Annotated in this window: 12 protein-coding genes; 9 read left to right on the top strand and 3 right to left on the bottom strand. The window is 59.3% G+C overall.

Going from position 1 to position 16,789, the window contains the following annotated elements; all coding sequences use genetic code 11:
* Window positions 1–36 precede the first annotated feature (36 nt).
* Window positions 37–2,883 (top strand): RNA polymerase-associated protein RapA, encoded by a 2,847-nt coding sequence (gene rapA / locus AACY18_RS20945; RefSeq protein ID WP_339430660.1) that lies wholly within the window; start codon window positions 37–39, stop codon window positions 2,881–2,883.
* Window positions 2,884–3,041: 158 nt separating this feature from the next.
* Here the strand turns inward: rapA and AACY18_RS20940 are convergent, their stop codons facing one another.
* Window positions 3,042–4,391: a spinster family MFS transporter gene (locus tag AACY18_RS20940; protein ID WP_339430659.1), complete on the bottom strand. Its 1,350-nt coding sequence runs from the start codon at window positions 4,389–4,391 to the stop codon at window positions 3,042–3,044.
* Window positions 4,392–4,692: 301 nt separating this feature from the next.
* On the opposite strand from AACY18_RS20940, the gene AACY18_RS20935 reads away from it, so the two are divergent.
* Window positions 4,693–5,061: a YkgJ family cysteine cluster protein gene (locus AACY18_RS20935; RefSeq protein WP_339430767.1), complete on the top strand. Its 369-nt coding sequence runs from the start codon at window positions 4,693–4,695 to the stop codon at window positions 5,059–5,061.
* Window positions 5,062–5,209: 148 nt separating this feature from the next.
* A complete protein-coding gene (locus tag AACY18_RS20930) occupies window positions 5,210–7,492 on the top strand; it encodes a putative bifunctional diguanylate cyclase/phosphodiesterase (protein WP_339465963.1) in 2,283 nt (760 codons plus the stop codon).
* Here AACY18_RS20930 and AACY18_RS20925 read toward each other — a convergent pair.
* Window positions 7,383–8,279, bottom strand: coding sequence for an NAD(P)-dependent oxidoreductase (locus tag AACY18_RS20925; protein WP_339430657.1), 897 nt, complete (start codon window positions 8,277–8,279; stop codon window positions 7,383–7,385). The genes AACY18_RS20930 and AACY18_RS20925 overlap by 110 nt on opposite strands.
* A 195-nt stretch (window positions 8,280–8,474) precedes the next feature.
* Between AACY18_RS20925 and AACY18_RS20920 the strand changes: the two genes are divergently transcribed.
* The gene (locus AACY18_RS20920) at window positions 8,475–10,676 is read left to right on the top strand and encodes a hypothetical protein (protein ID WP_339430656.1); all 2,202 of its coding nucleotides are present in this window, start codon (window positions 8,475–8,477) and stop codon (window positions 10,674–10,676) included.
* 280 nt (window positions 10,677–10,956) lie between these two features.
* Here the strand turns inward: AACY18_RS20920 and AACY18_RS20915 are convergent, their stop codons facing one another.
* The gene (locus AACY18_RS20915) at window positions 10,957–11,277 is read right to left on the bottom strand and encodes a DUF2288 domain-containing protein (protein ID WP_339430655.1); all 321 of its coding nucleotides are present in this window, start codon (window positions 11,275–11,277) and stop codon (window positions 10,957–10,959) included.
* A gap of 353 nt (window positions 11,278–11,630) precedes the next feature.
* Between AACY18_RS20915 and AACY18_RS20910 the strand changes: the two genes are divergently transcribed.
* The 5 genes from AACY18_RS20910 (at window position 11,631) to AACY18_RS20890 (ending at window position 16,631) form a co-directional block, all read left to right on the top strand.
* Window positions 11,631–12,758, top strand: a complete 1,128-nt coding sequence (locus AACY18_RS20910) for a branched-chain amino acid ABC transporter substrate-binding protein (RefSeq protein WP_339430654.1) — start codon at window positions 11,631–11,633, stop codon at window positions 12,756–12,758.
* Between the two features lie 230 nt (window positions 12,759–12,988).
* Complete coding sequence (gene livH, locus AACY18_RS20905; RefSeq protein WP_221731425.1) at window positions 12,989–13,912, top strand: high-affinity branched-chain amino acid ABC transporter permease LivH; 924 nt, start codon at window positions 12,989–12,991, stop codon at window positions 13,910–13,912.
* Window positions 13,909–15,165 carry a high-affinity branched-chain amino acid ABC transporter permease LivM gene (locus AACY18_RS20900; RefSeq protein WP_221731426.1) on the top strand — a complete coding sequence of 419 codons (1,257 nt, stop codon included), beginning with the start codon at window positions 13,909–13,911 and terminating at the stop codon, window positions 15,163–15,165. Before livH ends, AACY18_RS20900 begins: the two co-directional genes overlap by 4 nt.
* Window positions 15,162–15,929: a high-affinity branched-chain amino acid ABC transporter ATP-binding protein LivG gene (gene livG / locus AACY18_RS20895; RefSeq protein WP_339430653.1), complete on the top strand. Its 768-nt coding sequence runs from the start codon at window positions 15,162–15,164 to the stop codon at window positions 15,927–15,929. Before AACY18_RS20900 ends, livG begins: the two co-directional genes overlap by 4 nt.
* On the top strand, window positions 15,930–16,631 hold the full coding sequence (locus AACY18_RS20890) for an ABC transporter ATP-binding protein (protein WP_008082262.1): 702 nt from the start codon (window positions 15,930–15,932) through the stop codon (window positions 16,629–16,631). It abuts the gene before it with no gap.
* The last annotated feature ends 158 nt before the right edge of the window (window positions 16,632–16,789 follow it).

Below are 16,789 nucleotides of genomic sequence, written 5' to 3'. Positions count from 1 at the left end.
AGATAGCCCGCTTTTTCAAGGTGGGAGTCAGGCAGCATGGCGCAGCAGTATCAACCGGGGCAACGCTGGATCAGTGACAGCGAAGCAGAGCTTGGTTTAGGCACCGTTCTGGCACAGGACGGCCGCTTGTTGACCGTGCTTTACCCGGCCACTGGCGAAACCCGCCAGTACGCGCTACGGAATGCGCCCCTTACCCGTGTGCGGTTCTCGCCGGGTGACAGCATTACCCACTTCGAAGGCTGGAAGATGACCGTGCAGCAAGTCGACGATGTCGATGGGCTGATGGTCTATCACGGCCTCAACGCGCAGAACGAAGCGGTAACGCTGCCGGAAACCCAGTTGTCGAACTTCATTCAGTTCCGTCTGGCCAGCGACCGTCTGTTTGCCGGGCAGATCGACCCGCTGGCCTGGTTCTCCCTGCGCTACAACACCCTCGAACACACCAGCCGCCAGTTGCAATCTTCGCTCTGGGGCCTGGGCGGCGTGCGTGCGCAGCCGATCGCGCACCAGTTGCACATTGCCCGTGAAGTCGCCGACCGTATCGCGCCGCGGGTTTTGCTGGCGGACGAAGTGGGTCTGGGTAAAACCATCGAAGCCGGTCTGGTGATCCACCGCCAACTGCTCTCGGGCCGTGCCAACCGCGTGCTGATTCTGGTGCCGGAAAACCTCCAGCACCAGTGGCTGGTGGAGATGCGCCGCCGCTTCAACCTGCAGGTTGCACTGTTCGACGAAGAACGTTTCATCGAAAGCGATGCGACCAACCCGTTCGAAGACACCCAACTGGCGCTGGTCGCGCTGGAATGGCTGGTCGACGACGAAAAGGCGCAGGACGCCTTGTTCGCCGCCGGTTGGGACTTGCTGGTGGTCGACGAAGCGCACCACCTGGTCTGGCACGAAGAAAAAGCCAGCCCCGAGTATTCGCTGGTCGAGCAACTGGCCGAAGTGATCCCGGGCGTGCTGTTGCTTACCGCCACCCCGGAGCAACTCGGTCAGGACAGCCACTTCGCCCGTCTGCGCCTGCTCGATCCGAACCGTTTCCATGACCTGGCCGCGTTCCGCGCCGAGAGCGAGAACTATCGCCCGGTGGCCGAAGCCGTGCAGGAACTGCTCGACAAAGGGCGTCTGTCGCCTGAAGCACACAAGACCATTCACGGCTTCCTCGGCAACGAAGGCGAAGCCCTGTTGACTGCGGTCAACGATGGCGACACCGAAGCCAGTGCTCGCCTCGTGCGTGAGCTGCTTGACCGCCACGGCACCGGCCGCGTGCTGTTCCGTAACACCCGCGCCGCCGTGCAGGGTTTCCCGGAGCGCAAACTGCACCCGTACCCGCTACCGTGCCCGGACGAATATCTGGAACTGCCGTTGGGCGATCACGCCGAGTTGTACCCGGAAGTCAGCTTCCAGGCCCAGCCGGATGCCAGCGAAGAAGAACGCTGGTGGAAATTCGACCCACGCGTCGAATGGCTGATCGATCAGTTGAAAATGCTCAAGCGCACCAAAGTGCTGGTGATCTGCGCCCACGCCGAAACCGCGATGGATCTGGAAGACGCCTTGCGCGTGCGCTCCGGCATCCCGGCCACGGTGTTCCACGAAGGCATGAACATCCTTGAGCGTGACCGCGCTGCCGCCTACTTCGCTGACGAAGAATTCGGCGCGCAAGTGCTGATCTGCTCGGAAATCGGCAGTGAAGGTCGCAACTTCCAGTTCGCTCACCACCTGGTGCTGTTCGACCTGCCGTCGCACCCGGATCTTCTGGAGCAGCGTATCGGTCGTCTCGACCGAATCGGCCAGAAGCACATCATCGAACTGCATGTGCCGTACCTGGAAACCAGCCCGCAAGAGCGCCTGTTCCAGTGGTACAACGAAGCGCTGAACGCCTTCCTCAACACCTGCCCGACCGGCAATGCCTTGCAGCATCAGTTCGGCTCGCGTCTGCTGCCGCTGCTCGAAGAAGCCGACGACAGCGAGTGGCAAGCGCTGATCGACGAAGCCCGCACCGAGCGCGAGCGTCTGGAAGAAGAGCTGCACACCGGTCGCGACCGTCTGCTGGAGCTCAACTCCGGCGGTTCGGGCGAAGGCGATCAGTTGGTCGAGGACATCCTTGAGCAAGACGATCAGTTCGCCCTGCCGATCTACATGGAAACCCTGTTCGACGCGTTCGGCATCGACAGCGAAGACCATTCGGAAAACGCCCTGATCCTCAAGCCGAGCGAGAAGATGCTCGACGCCAGTTTCCCGCTGGGCGACGACGAAGGCGTGACCATCACTTACGACCGCAACCAGGCGCTGTCGCGTGAAGACATGCAGTTCATCACCTGGGAACACCCGATGGTGCAGGGCGGTATGGATCTGGTGTTGTCCGGCTCGATGGGCAACACCGCCGTCGCACTGATCAAGAACAAGGCGCTGAAACCGGGCACCGTGCTGCTGGAACTGCTCTACGTCAGCGAAGTGGTTGCCCCGCGCTCGCTGCAACTGGGCCGTTACCTGCCGCCGGCCGCATTGCGCTGCCTGCTCGACGCCAACGGCAACGACCTGTCGGCACGCGTGTCGTTCGAAACCCTGAACGATCAACTGGAGAGCGTGCCGCGTGCCAGCGCCAACAAATTCATCCAGGCCCAGCGCGATCAACTGACGCCACGGATCAACGCCGGTGAAGACAAGATCACCCCGCGTCACGCCGAGCGCGTGGCCGAGGCTCGCCGCCGTCTGGCGGCCGACACCGACGAAGAACTGGCGCGCCTGACCGCGTTGCAAGCGGTCAACCCGACCGTGCGTGACAGCGAACTGGTTGCCTTGCGTGAACAGCGAGAGCAAGGTCTGGCGATGCTGGATAAGGCTGCTTTGCGTCTGGAAGCGATTCGGGTGCTGGTGGCGGGTTAAACCGCCCTGCTCCACCGCGTCAAGCAAGAAGGCCCGCAGCGATGCGGGCCTTTTTGTTTGCCTGGCAATTAACAGGGTGATGCTGTCGGCCTCTTCGCGAGCAAGCCCGCTTTGGCATGCATTTCAAATGGTGGGAGCGGGCGTGTTCGCGAAAGTGATCATGCCGTCGCCACTGCTCCATCAGGCTCGACGACAGCCACCAGCCCCTCCTTCATCCGCTTGGCATCGCGGACAAAACATCGCGAGGCCAAAAACAGAAACACCATCGTCAAAAACAGCGCCACCGGAATCAGGTACATGGCGTCATGCAAGCCAACGGCTTTATAAGCCTCGGTCATTTGCTCAGCGCCCTCGGCCAACATCGCCGTGTGCGCAAAATGATCCGACAACCCGCCAACCACCACCGGCCCCAAACCACCGCCCAGCAGGTACAACCCGGCAAAGAACAACGCCATCGCCGTCGCTCGCAGACGCGGTTCGACCACGTCCTGTATTGCTGTGTACACGCAGGTGTAGAAGTTATAGGCAAACAGCCAGCCGACGCTGAACACCGCGACAAACACCCCTATTTCGATTCGCCCGGCATGCAGTGCCCACGCCGTACACAGGGTCGAGATGATCAGACTGAACCCCGCGAACAACAGTCGGCCACTGGCCACCCGCTGATGAATCTTGTCAGCGATCCAGCCGCCCAGCGTCAGGCCGATCAACCCGGTGACGCCGACGATCAATCCCGTCGCCACCGCCGCATCCTGCAATGGCATGAGGAAATAGCGCTGCAGCATCGGCACCAGGAACGAGTTACAGGCGTAAGTGGCGAAGTTGAAGCACAACCCGGCCATCACCAGCCACAGAAAAGTCGGAACCGCCAGAACGCGACGGATCGGCTTGTCGACTTTCGCTTGGGAAACCTGCACGGCTTCCGCTGCGCCGCGCGCGGGCTCCTTGATGAAAAACATGAAAATCGCGAGAATCAGCCCCGGTACGGCGGCGATGAAGAACGGCGCCCGCCAGCTATCGAACGCCTTGACCATCGCGCCAATGGTGAAGAATGCCAACAGCAGCCCCAATGGCAGACCCAGCATGAAGATGCCCATGGCCCGCGCCCGACGATGGGCGGGGAACAGATCGCCAATCAGCGAGTTGGCCGCCGGCGCGTAACTCGCCTCGCCGATGCCGATGCCCATGCGCACGATCAGAAAGCTCCAGAAACTGCCGACCAATCCGTTGACGGCGGTCAATGCGCTCCACGTCGCCAGGCCCCAGCCCATCAGTTTGCTACGCGAACCCGTGTCGGCCATGCGCCCTAAAGGCAGGCCGGCGACGGCATAAACGATGGTGAAGGCTGTGCCGATGATCCCCAACTGAAAATCACTGAGGTGCCATTCCATACGGATCGGCTCAATGATGATCGCCGGGATGGTGCGGTCGAAGAAGTTGAACAGGTTGGCAAGGAACAACAGGAACAGAATGCGCCAGGCATTCGCCGCTTGGGTCGAGTTCTGCATGGGTCCGTCTCTTTATTGTTATGGGGCTTCACTGCCGACGCAACCGAGCCCGGAACCTGCAATCTAGTCAGCCGTGCAGAGACTGTCTGTGATCATTCGTGTGCCTGATATCGAGCCATGGCACTGTAACGAAACGTAAGCTCTTGATAACGCTGCAATCCCCCGAAAACAGGGGCTTTTGGCGAAAAAACCTGCCACAAAAAAATAGTTCCGCGCCCCCCTTCCCAAGTCCGTGGCGAAGCATAGAATGGCCGCCGGATCCGTCCGGATCTTCCGATCAATCCCTTTGATACCCCCGCCCATGTCCGAAGTCAGTCCGTGTCTGAATTGCGGTGCCTGCTGTTCCCATTTTCGCGTGTCTTTCTTTTGGGGTGAGTGCTCATCCTCTGGCGGTACAGTTCCTGATGAACTGGTTACACAAATCACCCCAAGCCGGGTGGCAATGATCGGCACTGACCGCAAATCACCGCGTTGCATCTCGCTGGCTGGCGAAATCGGCAACGCGGTGCAATGCACGATCTACGACAAACGTTCGAGCCCCTGCCGCGAGTTCGAGGCATCTTGGGAAAACGGTGAACAGAATACCGATTGCGACGCCGCCCGCGCCCGCTTCGGCCTGCCGCCCTTGCAACAGGGCTGGAGCGAAATCCCTTTGGAAAAGATCGCCTGACACTTAGCGCCAATCGCTATTGCGGTAATTCCGAAATCATTACAGCCAATGTGCCACTACGGCTTCTACAGCAAAAACCGCCTCTATACTCCAGACATTCGCCTGCGTTAACCGCGCGGTAGTGACGACTTCAGAGACGGGGCATGCTATGGAGTGGCTTGGTTTGCAGTTTGTTACCGAGCTGCCGGAGAGCGGGCAGGTCATACTCAATGGCACACACAACCCCTTGCTGATGCTGGCGGCCTATCTGGTCGCTTGCGCCGCGAGTTTTGCCACCCTGGACATGGCCGAACGAGTCGGTCATGCCGAAGACCCGGGCTCGCAGCGGGTGTGGCGCTGGATCGGTGCGACCTGTCTGGCCGGCGGCATCTGGGCCATGCACTTTATCGGCATGCTTGCCTTCCAGGCCCCGATCGACATCCACTACGACCTGCCGATCACCCTGTTTTCGCTGCTGATCGCCCTGCTCGCCTCCTGGCTGGCGATGCACACGTTGGGCGAGGCGCAACCGAGCCTGGTGCACTGCCTCAAAAACGCCCTGCTGATCGGGCTCGGCATCGCCGGTATGCATTACGTTGGCATGGCAGCCATGAAATCGAATGCCACCCTCTACTACCAGCCGTTCCTGTTCGTGCTGTCGATCGTGATCGCCATGGGGGCCAGCTTCGCTGCGCTGTGGGTGGCGCGCTATCTGCGCGACGGCAGTGGCCTGTTTCATCAGATGCTCAAGTACGGCGCCGCGCTGATCCTCGGCGCAGGCATTTTCAGTACGCACTTCACGGCAATGGCCGCGCTGAAACAGGTCTTGGCGCCGGGCAGCGTTCCGTTCCTGCCAGCGCAAACCAACCACCTGCAATTGGGCCTGACCGTGGCGCTGATCATCTTGCTGATCCTGGGCAGTGCAATCAGCGCCGCGCTGGCCGACAGGAAACTGCAGAACAAGGAACACGACCTGCGCCGGGTCAACGCCCTGCTCAGCCAACTTGATCAAGCGCGTATGTCGCTGCAACAAGCGGCCAACTACGACGCCCTGACCAACCTGATCAACCGTCGCGGCTTCAACCAGATCTTCGCCGAGAAACTCAGCCAGAAAACCACCGAGGGCGGCATGCTTGCGGTGATGTTTCTCGACATCGACCACTTCAAACGCATCAACGACAGCCTCGGTCACGACGCCGGCGATGCACTGCTCAAAGTGATTGCCAATCACATCAAAGGCTCAGTGCGCAGCCATGAAGATGTCGTCGCGCGTTTTGGCGGAGATGAGTTTTGCATCCTGATCGGGCTGAACGACCGTGAAGAAGCCCGCAACATGGCTCAACGCATCATGCTGAGAATGAAAGAGCCGATCGAGCTGGCCGGACGGCGCATGGTAATGACCACCAGCATCGGCATCAGCCTGTATCCCGACGACGGTTCCACCTGCGAGGAACTGCTCAAGCACGCGGATCTGGCGCTGTATCAATCCAAGGACGCGGGGCGCAATGGCCTGCATTTTTTCAATTCCAACCTGAAAAGCCGAGCCAGCATGGAGCTGCAACTGGAGGAAGAACTGCGCCAGGCGTTGGGTGAAGAAAACGGTCTGATGCTGTATTACCAACCGATTTTCGAACTGAAAACCGGTCGGGTCACCAAGCTCGAAGCGCTGATCCGCTGGCAGCATCCGTTACAGGGTCTGCTGACGCCGGACCGTTTTATCAGCATCGCCGAAAACAACGGTCTGATCGCCGAACTGGACAATTGGGTGCTGCGCCGGGCCTGCAAGGACCTGGGCGAGTTGTCGCGCCATGGCTGCGAAGCGTTGAAAATCGCCTGGAACTGCTCGCCGCTCAACCTCACACGCGAAGCGTTGGCTGACGAAATCGAAAGCGCGTTGCGCGCGGCAGGTGTCGCGCCGGAGCGCCTGGAACTGGAAGTCACCGAAAACGCCCTGATGGGCAACATCGCCAACACCCTCGTGCTACTGCGGCAGATCCGTGCCCTGGGCGTGTCGTTGTCGATCGACGATTTCGGCACCGGTTATTCATCGCTGGCCTACCTCAAGCGCCTGCCGCTCAACACCCTGAAGATCGACCGCTCCTTCATTCTCGACATCCCCAAAGCCACGGCGGACATGGAGATCGTCCAGGCGATCATCGCCATGGCGCACACCCTGCATTTGCAGGTGGTCACCGAAGGCGTGGAAAGCCTGGCGCAGTACGAATTCCTCGAGCGTTCGGGCTGCGATTTCATTCAGGGCTACCTGCTCAGTCGTCCGGTACCAATGGACGAACTGCGCCCGGTACTGGAAGAAATCAATCAGCGCAAACATTCGCCTGGGGTCAATCCGTTGATTCTGGCGCGCGGTACATTTGCACCAGCGTCGCAGGATCTTTCTCCAGAAAGCCTTGCGCCCCATGCAGGCGCATCAGTTGTGCGGCCAATCCGCTGATCGGCGTCGCCGAACCCTGCTCGCGAGAGAATTTCACCGCCGTGTCGAGATCCTTGAGCAGCGTGCGCACATGCCATTTGATCGGTTCGAAACGGCTTGCAGCCATTTGCGGGGCGAGGATCTGCAACGGTTTGGAGTCGGCAAAACCACCGGCCAGCGCTTCGGCAATCAGGCTTGCATCGACCCCGGCCTGTTCGGCCAGCGCCACCACTTCGGCGATCACCAGTGCATTGCAGGCGACGATCATCTGGTTGCAGGCTTTGGTCACCTGTCCCGCACCGATGCCGCCCATGTGCGTAACGCGTTGACCGAGATTGAGCAGCACCGAGCGCACACGCGCAAGGTCCGCCGCATCGCCACCGACCATGATCGCCAGACTGCCCGCCTCGGCGCCGACCACACCGCCGGACACCGGTGAGTCCATCCAGCGCATACCGGTTTTGTCTGCCAGTTCAGCCGCCATCTCACGCGTCGCCGTCGGTTCAAGGCTGGAAAAGTCCACCAGCAACTGACCGTGCTTCGCGCCCTCGACAACGCCGGCCGGGCCGAACACCACCTCACGCACCACCGCCGTATCCGCCAGGCACAGCATCACCACCTCGGCGTGTTCGCACAGCTCGGCCGGGCTGGCGACTTGTAGGGCACCGGCGTCGACCAGCGCCGCGCACTTGGCCGGATTGCGATTCCACACCGTCAGCGGATAACCCGCCGCCAACAGGCGCCGACACATCGGCAGGCCCATCAGACCGATTCCGCCGAATCCCAACGAAGGTAGCGTTGACATCATTTAGCCTCCTTTTGATTAAAGATCGCCGAATAATGGCCGATTCATCATCGATCAGGAAAGGATTCCCCCCAGCGACAGTCAGGCCAAATCCCTGGCGCTCGGGCTCAATTCGCGCAAAAAAGACGCGAGATCTTATTCCGTGAGGTTCGCTGACATTGGTTATCGAGCCGATCCAGTCCAGGTATATGGCGCACAATGACTTCTAAAAACAATCCCGCCACAGCGGTATCCGATCTGACCGCGAGCCCCGCTGCGAACAGCCCGTCATCGTCCAAGCCATTGGTTCCCTCGCGCCCGCTGTCGACCCAGCAATACCTGTACTTCACCGAAACCAATACCGACCGTATCCTGGACAACCTCGACGGCCTGCGTGATCTGGTGTTCCCGCGTCCGCCACACCTTGAAGGCGACAACGAGCAGCACAACGATCAGGAATTTCCGTCGGTGTGCCTGATCGGCCTCGGTCGCTGCGGCTCCAACATCGCCCTCGATGTCGCTGAGCTGGTGTACAACGCGCGCAAGTTCTATCTCAACGAATTCAACAACGAAGATCGCCTGTCGCCGGACAAGCGCTACGCCGAAAAGGGCTACAGCCCGGCTCAGTGGATCAAAAACAACCTGCGGATCGGCCCGAACAAGGCGAGCAAACCGGTGTTCCTGGTTGAGCCGCTGGTGATGCTCGGCGACCTCGACAAAGACATCGCCGGGCGCATCCGCTTCTCGCGCAAGGGCGAGAAAAGCGGCTTCCTGCGCGACTACAGCAAAATGAAGATCATGGACTTGTCTGAAGTCCACGCCGGTGGCGCCGGTAACGCGCCGATCCTCGGCCAGTACCTGGCCAAGATCATCCTCAACAAGGACACCCAGCGTTTCTCCAGCCCTGACTGGAAAATGATCCACTCGTACCTGATCGACAGCTGCGGCATCAAGGCCAACCAGTCGCGTCTGTACTTTTCGATCTTCAGTGCCGGCGGCGGTACCGGTTCGGGCATGGCTTCGGAATTCGGCCTGGCCCAACAGCACTCGTACATGAACAAGACGTTCGACACCAAGCCGATGGACGAGCATGACGGCAAGAGCGGGCATTCGTTCGTGTTCGAGCCGATCTTCACCAGCGGCATCTGCGTGCTGCCGAACATCTCCGACCACCGCAGCGAAATGTCCGAGGCGCTGCACATCAACGCCGGTCGCTTGCTGTGCAAATACCTGTCGGAAGAATGGGATTTCTCCTACAACTTCGCCAATGAAGACAGCAGCGAAGCCAGCGTCATGGGCCGTATCCGTCCATGGAACGCAATGATGCTGATCTCCAACGACATCATGCGTTACGCCGAAGAAAGCGATGACGGCAACATCCAGAACATTGATGTCAATGCGATGGAGAAGCACGCCAACCAGTACATCTCGCAGCAGATCTTCAATATTCTGACGGCGCAGGCGGTCACGACTGACTACGACCAGAACTATTTCCGCCGCGCCGGCATCGACATCGGCGAAACCATTCGCCTCGACGCCAACGACCTGTTCATGAGTCTGGCCGGCCCGGTGGCGATTGCCTATGCCGAATCGGTGGTGCCGGAAACGCCGCCGCCGAGCAGCGACAAGTTCAAGGTGTTCGACAAAGAACCACAGCGCCTGAACATCGACGATCTGTTCTTCCGCTCGATCGACCTGCCGCACTTCAACAAAGTGACCCAGGCGATCGAGGGCATCAGCTTGCTGCCGATCGAATCCAAGCGTTATCGCGCCTCGCTGGAGCAGTACAAGAACTCCGGCTACGACGCCGCCGCGCTGCACGACCTGCACTTCTTCAAGAACTGCTCGTCGGTGGTCTCGATCGTTTCGCTGCCAAAAGACTACAAGCTGTCGTACATGGACCTGAACCGGTTGAAGACCCACCTCAACAGCCTGTTCCCCAACACCACGCTCAAGCGCTACGCACTGGTGATCGGTGCCTCGGCCAACTTGTCGCTGACCACCCTCATCGCCAAGAGCCCGTGCCTGTCGGATGACTTCCTGACGCTGATCGTGGCGTTCATCAAGCGCTGCTTTGCGAAAAACCCGTACCGTTTCGACGAGACGCTGGACAATTCGATCCTCGACTTCATCATCCATGAGGACTTCGACGAAGACCGCATCGATGAACTGCTCAACGAGTTCGAGAACCCGGCGAAGATCCTCGACACCAACTGGTACGCGATCAAACCGATGTATGAGAAGAAGTATCGCGAGTTGATCAACGACAAAGAGAAGTTTGTCTCGATCAACGATATTCGCCTGTCACGCGATTGCGTGAAGAAGGCGATCAAGTACCTGCGTGAGATTTATCGTCACCGGATTGGCAAGACCAAGGTTATTTCCCTCAATAGCCATACCGGCAAGTCGTTCACGGTCTGATCCAGAACCGAGTCGCCCCTTTCGCGAGCAAGCCCGCTCCCACAGGGGAATGCATTCCAAATGTGGGAGTGGGCTTGCTCGCGAAGAGGCCCTCAAGTTCACTGAACATCTCAACCTTTCCAACATCCAGAAACAATTAAGCAGCCGTTAGGCTGCTTACTAAACTGTTCCCGTTACGTTTACGTCACCGTGATGCCACCCTCGCTTGTGGCCTTTCTTCACGGCAACGTGCCATCACGCTACTCGGCTACACACTTTTCGCTGACGACCGTCCGCACCATCAAGGTGCGACATCAGTGGCAAGCGCCCTTTCCTGGATCAGAATCCACGGTGAAACCACCACCGCCCAGAGCGCCGGGTCACGCTCGAAAATATCCAGTGCCCGCGTTTCAGACAGCTTGGCGACCTTGTCTTCGGCCAGCCAGGCAGCCACTTTGGCACCATCGTCCGAGGCCACGGCCTCGGCAGCGGCGATCAAATCAAGGCTTGGGTCGACCCACAATAGGGCACCCTTGGCAAAGAACGGCTCCAACTCTTTCCAGGTGATAGATGCGGTTTCACCAAGCAGCTTGGCATAGAGGGTGCTAGGTTCTTGATTCATGGGAACTGTCCGGAAAAGAAATCGACGCGAATGATAACGTCGGTGGTCCGCCAGCAAAACCCGGTAGCAAATCGCTTCACCGAACGAAAAGAGCAGGAACGCCAAGGAATGCTGCTGATTGGGATATATGCCCACGAACGCCCCGCCGCAATTCTGTCTTTTTCATTCAAAAATGCGACACCCTCAGGTTTTGTCCCTCGGCGCCCGCTTCCCAGGCTTACAACCGGCGCTCTACACTGTACCGGTACAGTTGCCGGGGGCATTTTCCGGAGGGTATCGCAAAGATATCTGACCCGGTTCTGCTGCTACGGCGCCAGAACTCAAAAAAATTACAACAGTAAGAGTGGAGCACTATGACAAAGGCTACTAAGCAGATTTCCAAACTGTTTGCCGCTATGGTTCTGGCCGGTGTTGCCAGCCATTCGTTCGCAGCTGACACCATCAAAATCGGTATCGCCGGTCCTAAAACCGGTCCAGTAGCCCAATACGGCGACATGCAGTTCAGTGGCGCGAAAATGGCCATCGAACAGATCAACGCCAAGGGCGGCGTCGACGGCAAGAAGCTCGAAGCCGTTGAATACGACGATGCCTGCGATCCGAAACAAGCGGTCGCGGTCGCGAACAAGGTCGTCAACGACGGCGTGAAGTTCGTGGTCGGTCACCTGTGCTCCAGCTCCACTCAGCCTGCTTCGGACATCTACGAAGACGAAGGCGTGATCATGATCACCCCGGCTGCCACCAGCCCGGAAATCACCGCCCGTGGTTACAAAATGGTCTTCCGCACCATCGGCCTGGACAGCGCCCAGGGCCCTGCCGCCGGTAACTACATCGCCAAGTTCGTCAAACCGAAAGTCGTCGCTGTTCTGCACGACAAGCAGCAATACGGTGAAGGCATTGCCACCGCCGTGAAAACCACGCTGGAGAAGGATGGCGTGAAAGTCGCCGTGTTCGAAGGCATCAACGCCGGCGACAAGGATTTCTCCTCGATCATCGCCAAACTCAAGCAAGCCAACGTCGACTTCGTTTACTACGGCGGCTACCACCCAGAGCTGGGTCTGATCCTGCGTCAGTCCGCTGAAAAAGGCCTGAAAGCCAGGTTCATGGGTCCGGAAGGCGTGGGTAACGACTCCATTTCGCAGATCGCCAAAGACGCTTCCGAAGGTCTGCTGGTAACCCTGCCGAAATCCTTCGACCAGGATCCGGCCAACGTCGCCCTGGCTGATGCCTTCAAGGCGAAGAAAGAAGACCCGAGCGGCCCGTTCGTATTCCCGTCCTACTCGGCTGTTGAAGTGATTGCCGGCGGTATCGCTGCCGCCAAGAGCGAAGACACTGCCAAAGTGGCTGAAGCCATCCACGCTGGCACCTTCAAAACCCCGACCGGCGATCTGAGCTTCGACGCCAAGGGCGACCTGAAGGACTTCAAATTTGTGGTTTACGAGTGGCACTTTGGCAAACCAAAAACTGAAGCTTCGCCTCAGTAAGGCCCTGCCTGACTGACTGCCAACAAAGCCCACGGCGTGCCGTGGGCTTTGTTTTACGAATGTATGGGCCGCGCTGGCGTGATCCGCCAGTCTCCCCACCTGAAAATCTCAAAACCGTCATCAGCGGTTCGCTGGCAAAACCCGGATTCGAAGTGGATAAAGATCCACGGGGCCGGGCGGGAAAATGACTCCACCAGTGAAATGCGTATCAGGTTTTTAGGAGCGTTGTAATGCCTGACCTCTATCACTTCTTCCAGCAGCTGGTTAATGGTCTGACCATTGGCAGCACGTATGCCCTGATTGCCATCGGCTATACGATGGTCTACGGCATCATTGGAATGATCAACTTCGCCCATGGCGAGGTGTACATGATCGGTTCCTACGTGGCGTTCATCGCCATCGCCGGGCTGGCCATGATGGGAATCGACAACGTCCCGCTGTTGATGACCGCTGCTTTCATCGCGAGCATCGTCGTGACAAGTTCCTACGGTTACAGCATCGAACGGATCGCCTACCGCCCCCTGCGCGGCAGCAACCGTTTGATTCCGCTGATTTCCGCCATCGGTATGTCGATCTTCCTGCAGAACACGGTTCTGCTGGCGCAAGACTCCAAGGACAAATCCATCCCCAACCTGATTCCGGGCAACATTACTTTCGGGCCAGGTGGCGCACATGAAGTGCTGATTTCCTACATGCAAATCGTGGTGTTCGTGGTGACCCTCATCGCCATGCTCGGCCTGACGCTGTTCATCTCCCGCTCTCGCCTGGGTCGCGCCTGCCGCGCCTGCGCCGAAGACATCAAGATGGCCAACCTGCTCGGCATCAACACCAACAACATCATCGCCCTGACCTTCGTCATTGGTGCTGCGCTGGCGGCCATCGCGGCCGTGCTGCTGAGCATGCAATACGGCGTGATCAACCCGAACGCCGGTTTCCTGGTCGGCCTCAAAGCCTTCACCGCTGCGGTACTGGGCGGCATCGGCAGCATTCCCGGCGCCATGCTCGGCGGGCTGGTGCTTGGGGTGGCGGAAGCCTTTGGTGCCGATATCTTCGGCGACCAGTACAAGGACGTCGTGGCTTTCGGCTTGTTGGTTCTGGTGCTGTTGTTCCGTCCGACCGGCATTCTGGGCCGTCCGGAGGTTGAGAAAGTATGACTAGGAATCTTAAACAGGCGCTGTTCAGCGCTTTGCTGGTGTGGGCTGTGGCCTACCCGGTACTGGGTCTGAAACTGACCATCGTCGGCATCAACCTTGAAGTGCATAACACCAGCCCGGCCATTCTGGCGACCATCGCCATTTGCTCGGTGCTGATGTTCCTGCGTGTGCTGTTCAACCAGCAGATCAGCAAGGCGTGGAAGTCCTCGCCCGGCATGCCGCTGATCCCGGCCAAGGCCAGTAACTTCCTGACCCTGCCGACCACCCAACGCTACATCATCATCGCGCTGATCCTTGGCGCGCTGGTCTGGCCGTTCTTCGGCTCCCGTGGCGCGGTGGACATCGCAACGCTGATCCTGATCTACGTGATGCTCGGCCTTGGCCTGAACATCGTGGTCGGTCTGGCCGGTCTGCTCGACCTGGGTTACGTCGGCTTCTACGCCGTCGGTGCCTACAGCTACGCGCTGCTGTCGCACTACTACGGCCTGAGCTTCTGGATCTGCCTGCCGATTGCCGGCCTGATGGCGGCGACGTTCGGCTTCCTGCTGGGCTTCCCGGTATTGCGTCTGCGCGGTGACTATCTGGCGATCGTGACGCTCGGCTTCGGCGAGATCATCCGTCTGTTCCTGCGTAACCTGACCGACATCACCGGTGGCCCGAACGGCATCAGCAACATCGAGAAGCCAACGTTCTTCGGCCTGACCTTCGAACGCAAGGCGGCAGAAGGCATGCAGACCTTCCACGAGTATTTCGGCCTGCAGTACAACTCGATCAACAAGGTGATTTTCCTGTACCTGGTGGCGTTGCTGCTGGCACTGGCCGCGCTGTTCGTCATCAACCGCTTGCTGCGCATGCCGATCGGTCGTGCATGGGAAGCGCTGCGTGAAGACGAAATTGCCTGCCGCGCGCTGGGTCTGAACCCGACCGTGATCAAGCTTTCGGCGTTTACGCTGGGGGCCGCGTTCGCCGGTTTCGCCGGCAGCTTCTTCGCCGCCCGTCAGGGCTTGGTAACGCCGGAATCGTTCACCTTCATCGAGTCGGCGATCATCCTCGCCATCGTGGTGCTCGGTGGCATGGGCTCGCAACTGGGCGTGATCCTCGCGGCCGTGGTGATGATCCTGTTGCCGGAAATGATGCGTGAGTTCAGCGAGTACCGCATGTTGATGTTCGGTGCCCTGATGGTGTTGATGATGATCTGGCGTCCACAAGGTCTGCTGCCGATGCAACGCCCCCACATGGAGCTGAGCAAATGAGCCGCGAGATCCTTAAAGTCGAAAATCTGAGCATGCGCTTCGGCGGCTTGCTGGCGGTCAACGGCGTGGCGCTGACGGTGAAGGAAAAACAGGTGGTTGCACTGATCGGGCCGAACGGCGCGGGCAAGACCACCGTGTTCAACTGCCTGACCGGTTTCTATCAGCCCACCGGCGGCAGCATCCTGCTTGACGGCGAGCCGATTCAGGGCCTGCCGGGTCACAAGATCGCCCTCAAAGGCGTGGTTCGTACCTTCCAGAACGTGCGACTGTTCAAAGACATGACGGCGATCGAGAACCTGTTGATCGCTCAGCACCGTCACCTGAACACCAACTTCCTGTCCGGCCTGTTCAAGACCCCGGCGTTCCGCAAAAGCGAACGCGAGGCGATGGAGTTTGCCGAGTACTGGCTGGAAAAGGTCAACCTCAAAGAGTTCGCCAACCGGAGCGCCGGCACCCTGGCCTACGGTCAGCAACGTCGTCTGGAAATCGCCCGCTGCATGATGACCCGCCCGCGGATCCTCATGCTCGACGAACCGGCCGCCGGCCTGAACCCAAAGGAAACCGAAGACCTCAAGGCGCTGATCAGCGTGCTGCGCGAAGAGCACAACGTGACCGTGCTGCTGATCGAACACGACATGAAACTGGTCATGAGCATTTCCGACCATATCGTCGTGATCAACCAGGGCACACCTCTGGCTGACGGCACGCCGGAACAGATCCGCGACAATCCTGAAGTGATCAAAGCCTACCTGGGGGAAGCGTAAATGCTGCAGTTCGAAAACGTTTCCACCTTCTACGGCAAGATCCAGGCCCTGCACAGCGTCAACGTCGAAGTCCGTCAGGGCGAGATCGTGACCCTGATCGGCGCCAACGGTGCCGGCAAGTCCACGCTGCTGATGACGCTGTGCGGCTCGCCGCAAGCCCACAGCGGCAGCATCCGCTACATGGGTGAGGAACTGGTCGGCCAGGACTCGTCGCAGATCATGCGCAAGAGCATCGCGGTGGTGCCGGAAGGTCGTCGGGTGTTCGCCCGTCTGACCGTTGAAGAAAACCTGTCCATGGGCGGCTTCTTCACCGACAAGGGCGACTATCAGGAACAGATGGACAAGGTTCTCGGCCTTTTCCCACGCCTGAAAGAACGCTTCAACCAGCGTGGCGGCACCATGTCCGGCGGCGAACAGCAAATGCTCGCCATCGGCCGTGCGCTGATGAGCAAGCCCAAACTGCTGCTGCTCGACGAGCCGTCGCTGGGCCTGGCACCGATCATCATCCAGCAGATTTTCGACATCATCGAAATGCTGCGCAAGGACGGTGTGACGGTGTTCCTGGTCGAGCAGAATGCCAACCAGGCTTTGAAAATCGCTGATCGAGCGTACGTTCTGGAGAACGGCCGCGTAGTGATGCAAGGCACCGGTGAAGCGCTGCTGACCGACCCGAAAGTACGCGAGGCGTATCTGGGCGGTTGAGGCCTTTCGCGAAACAGGAAAACGGCCTTCGCAGACTGTGTGAAAACACACTGATGAAGGCCCAACAAAACGCCCCGACTTGTTCGGGGCGTTTGTTTTTGTGCGGGCAACAGACGAAAAAAGGCCTTTCAGCCCATTAGCGCCATCAACTGGCGGGC

The sequence above is a fragment of the Pseudomonas sp. EA_65y_Pfl2_P74 genome (assembly GCF_963970575.1).
GTDB classification, from domain to species: Bacteria; Pseudomonadota; Gammaproteobacteria; order Pseudomonadales; family Pseudomonadaceae; genus Aquipseudomonas; species Aquipseudomonas baetica_A.
This window is presented reverse-complemented; position numbering and strand designations above follow the sequence as displayed.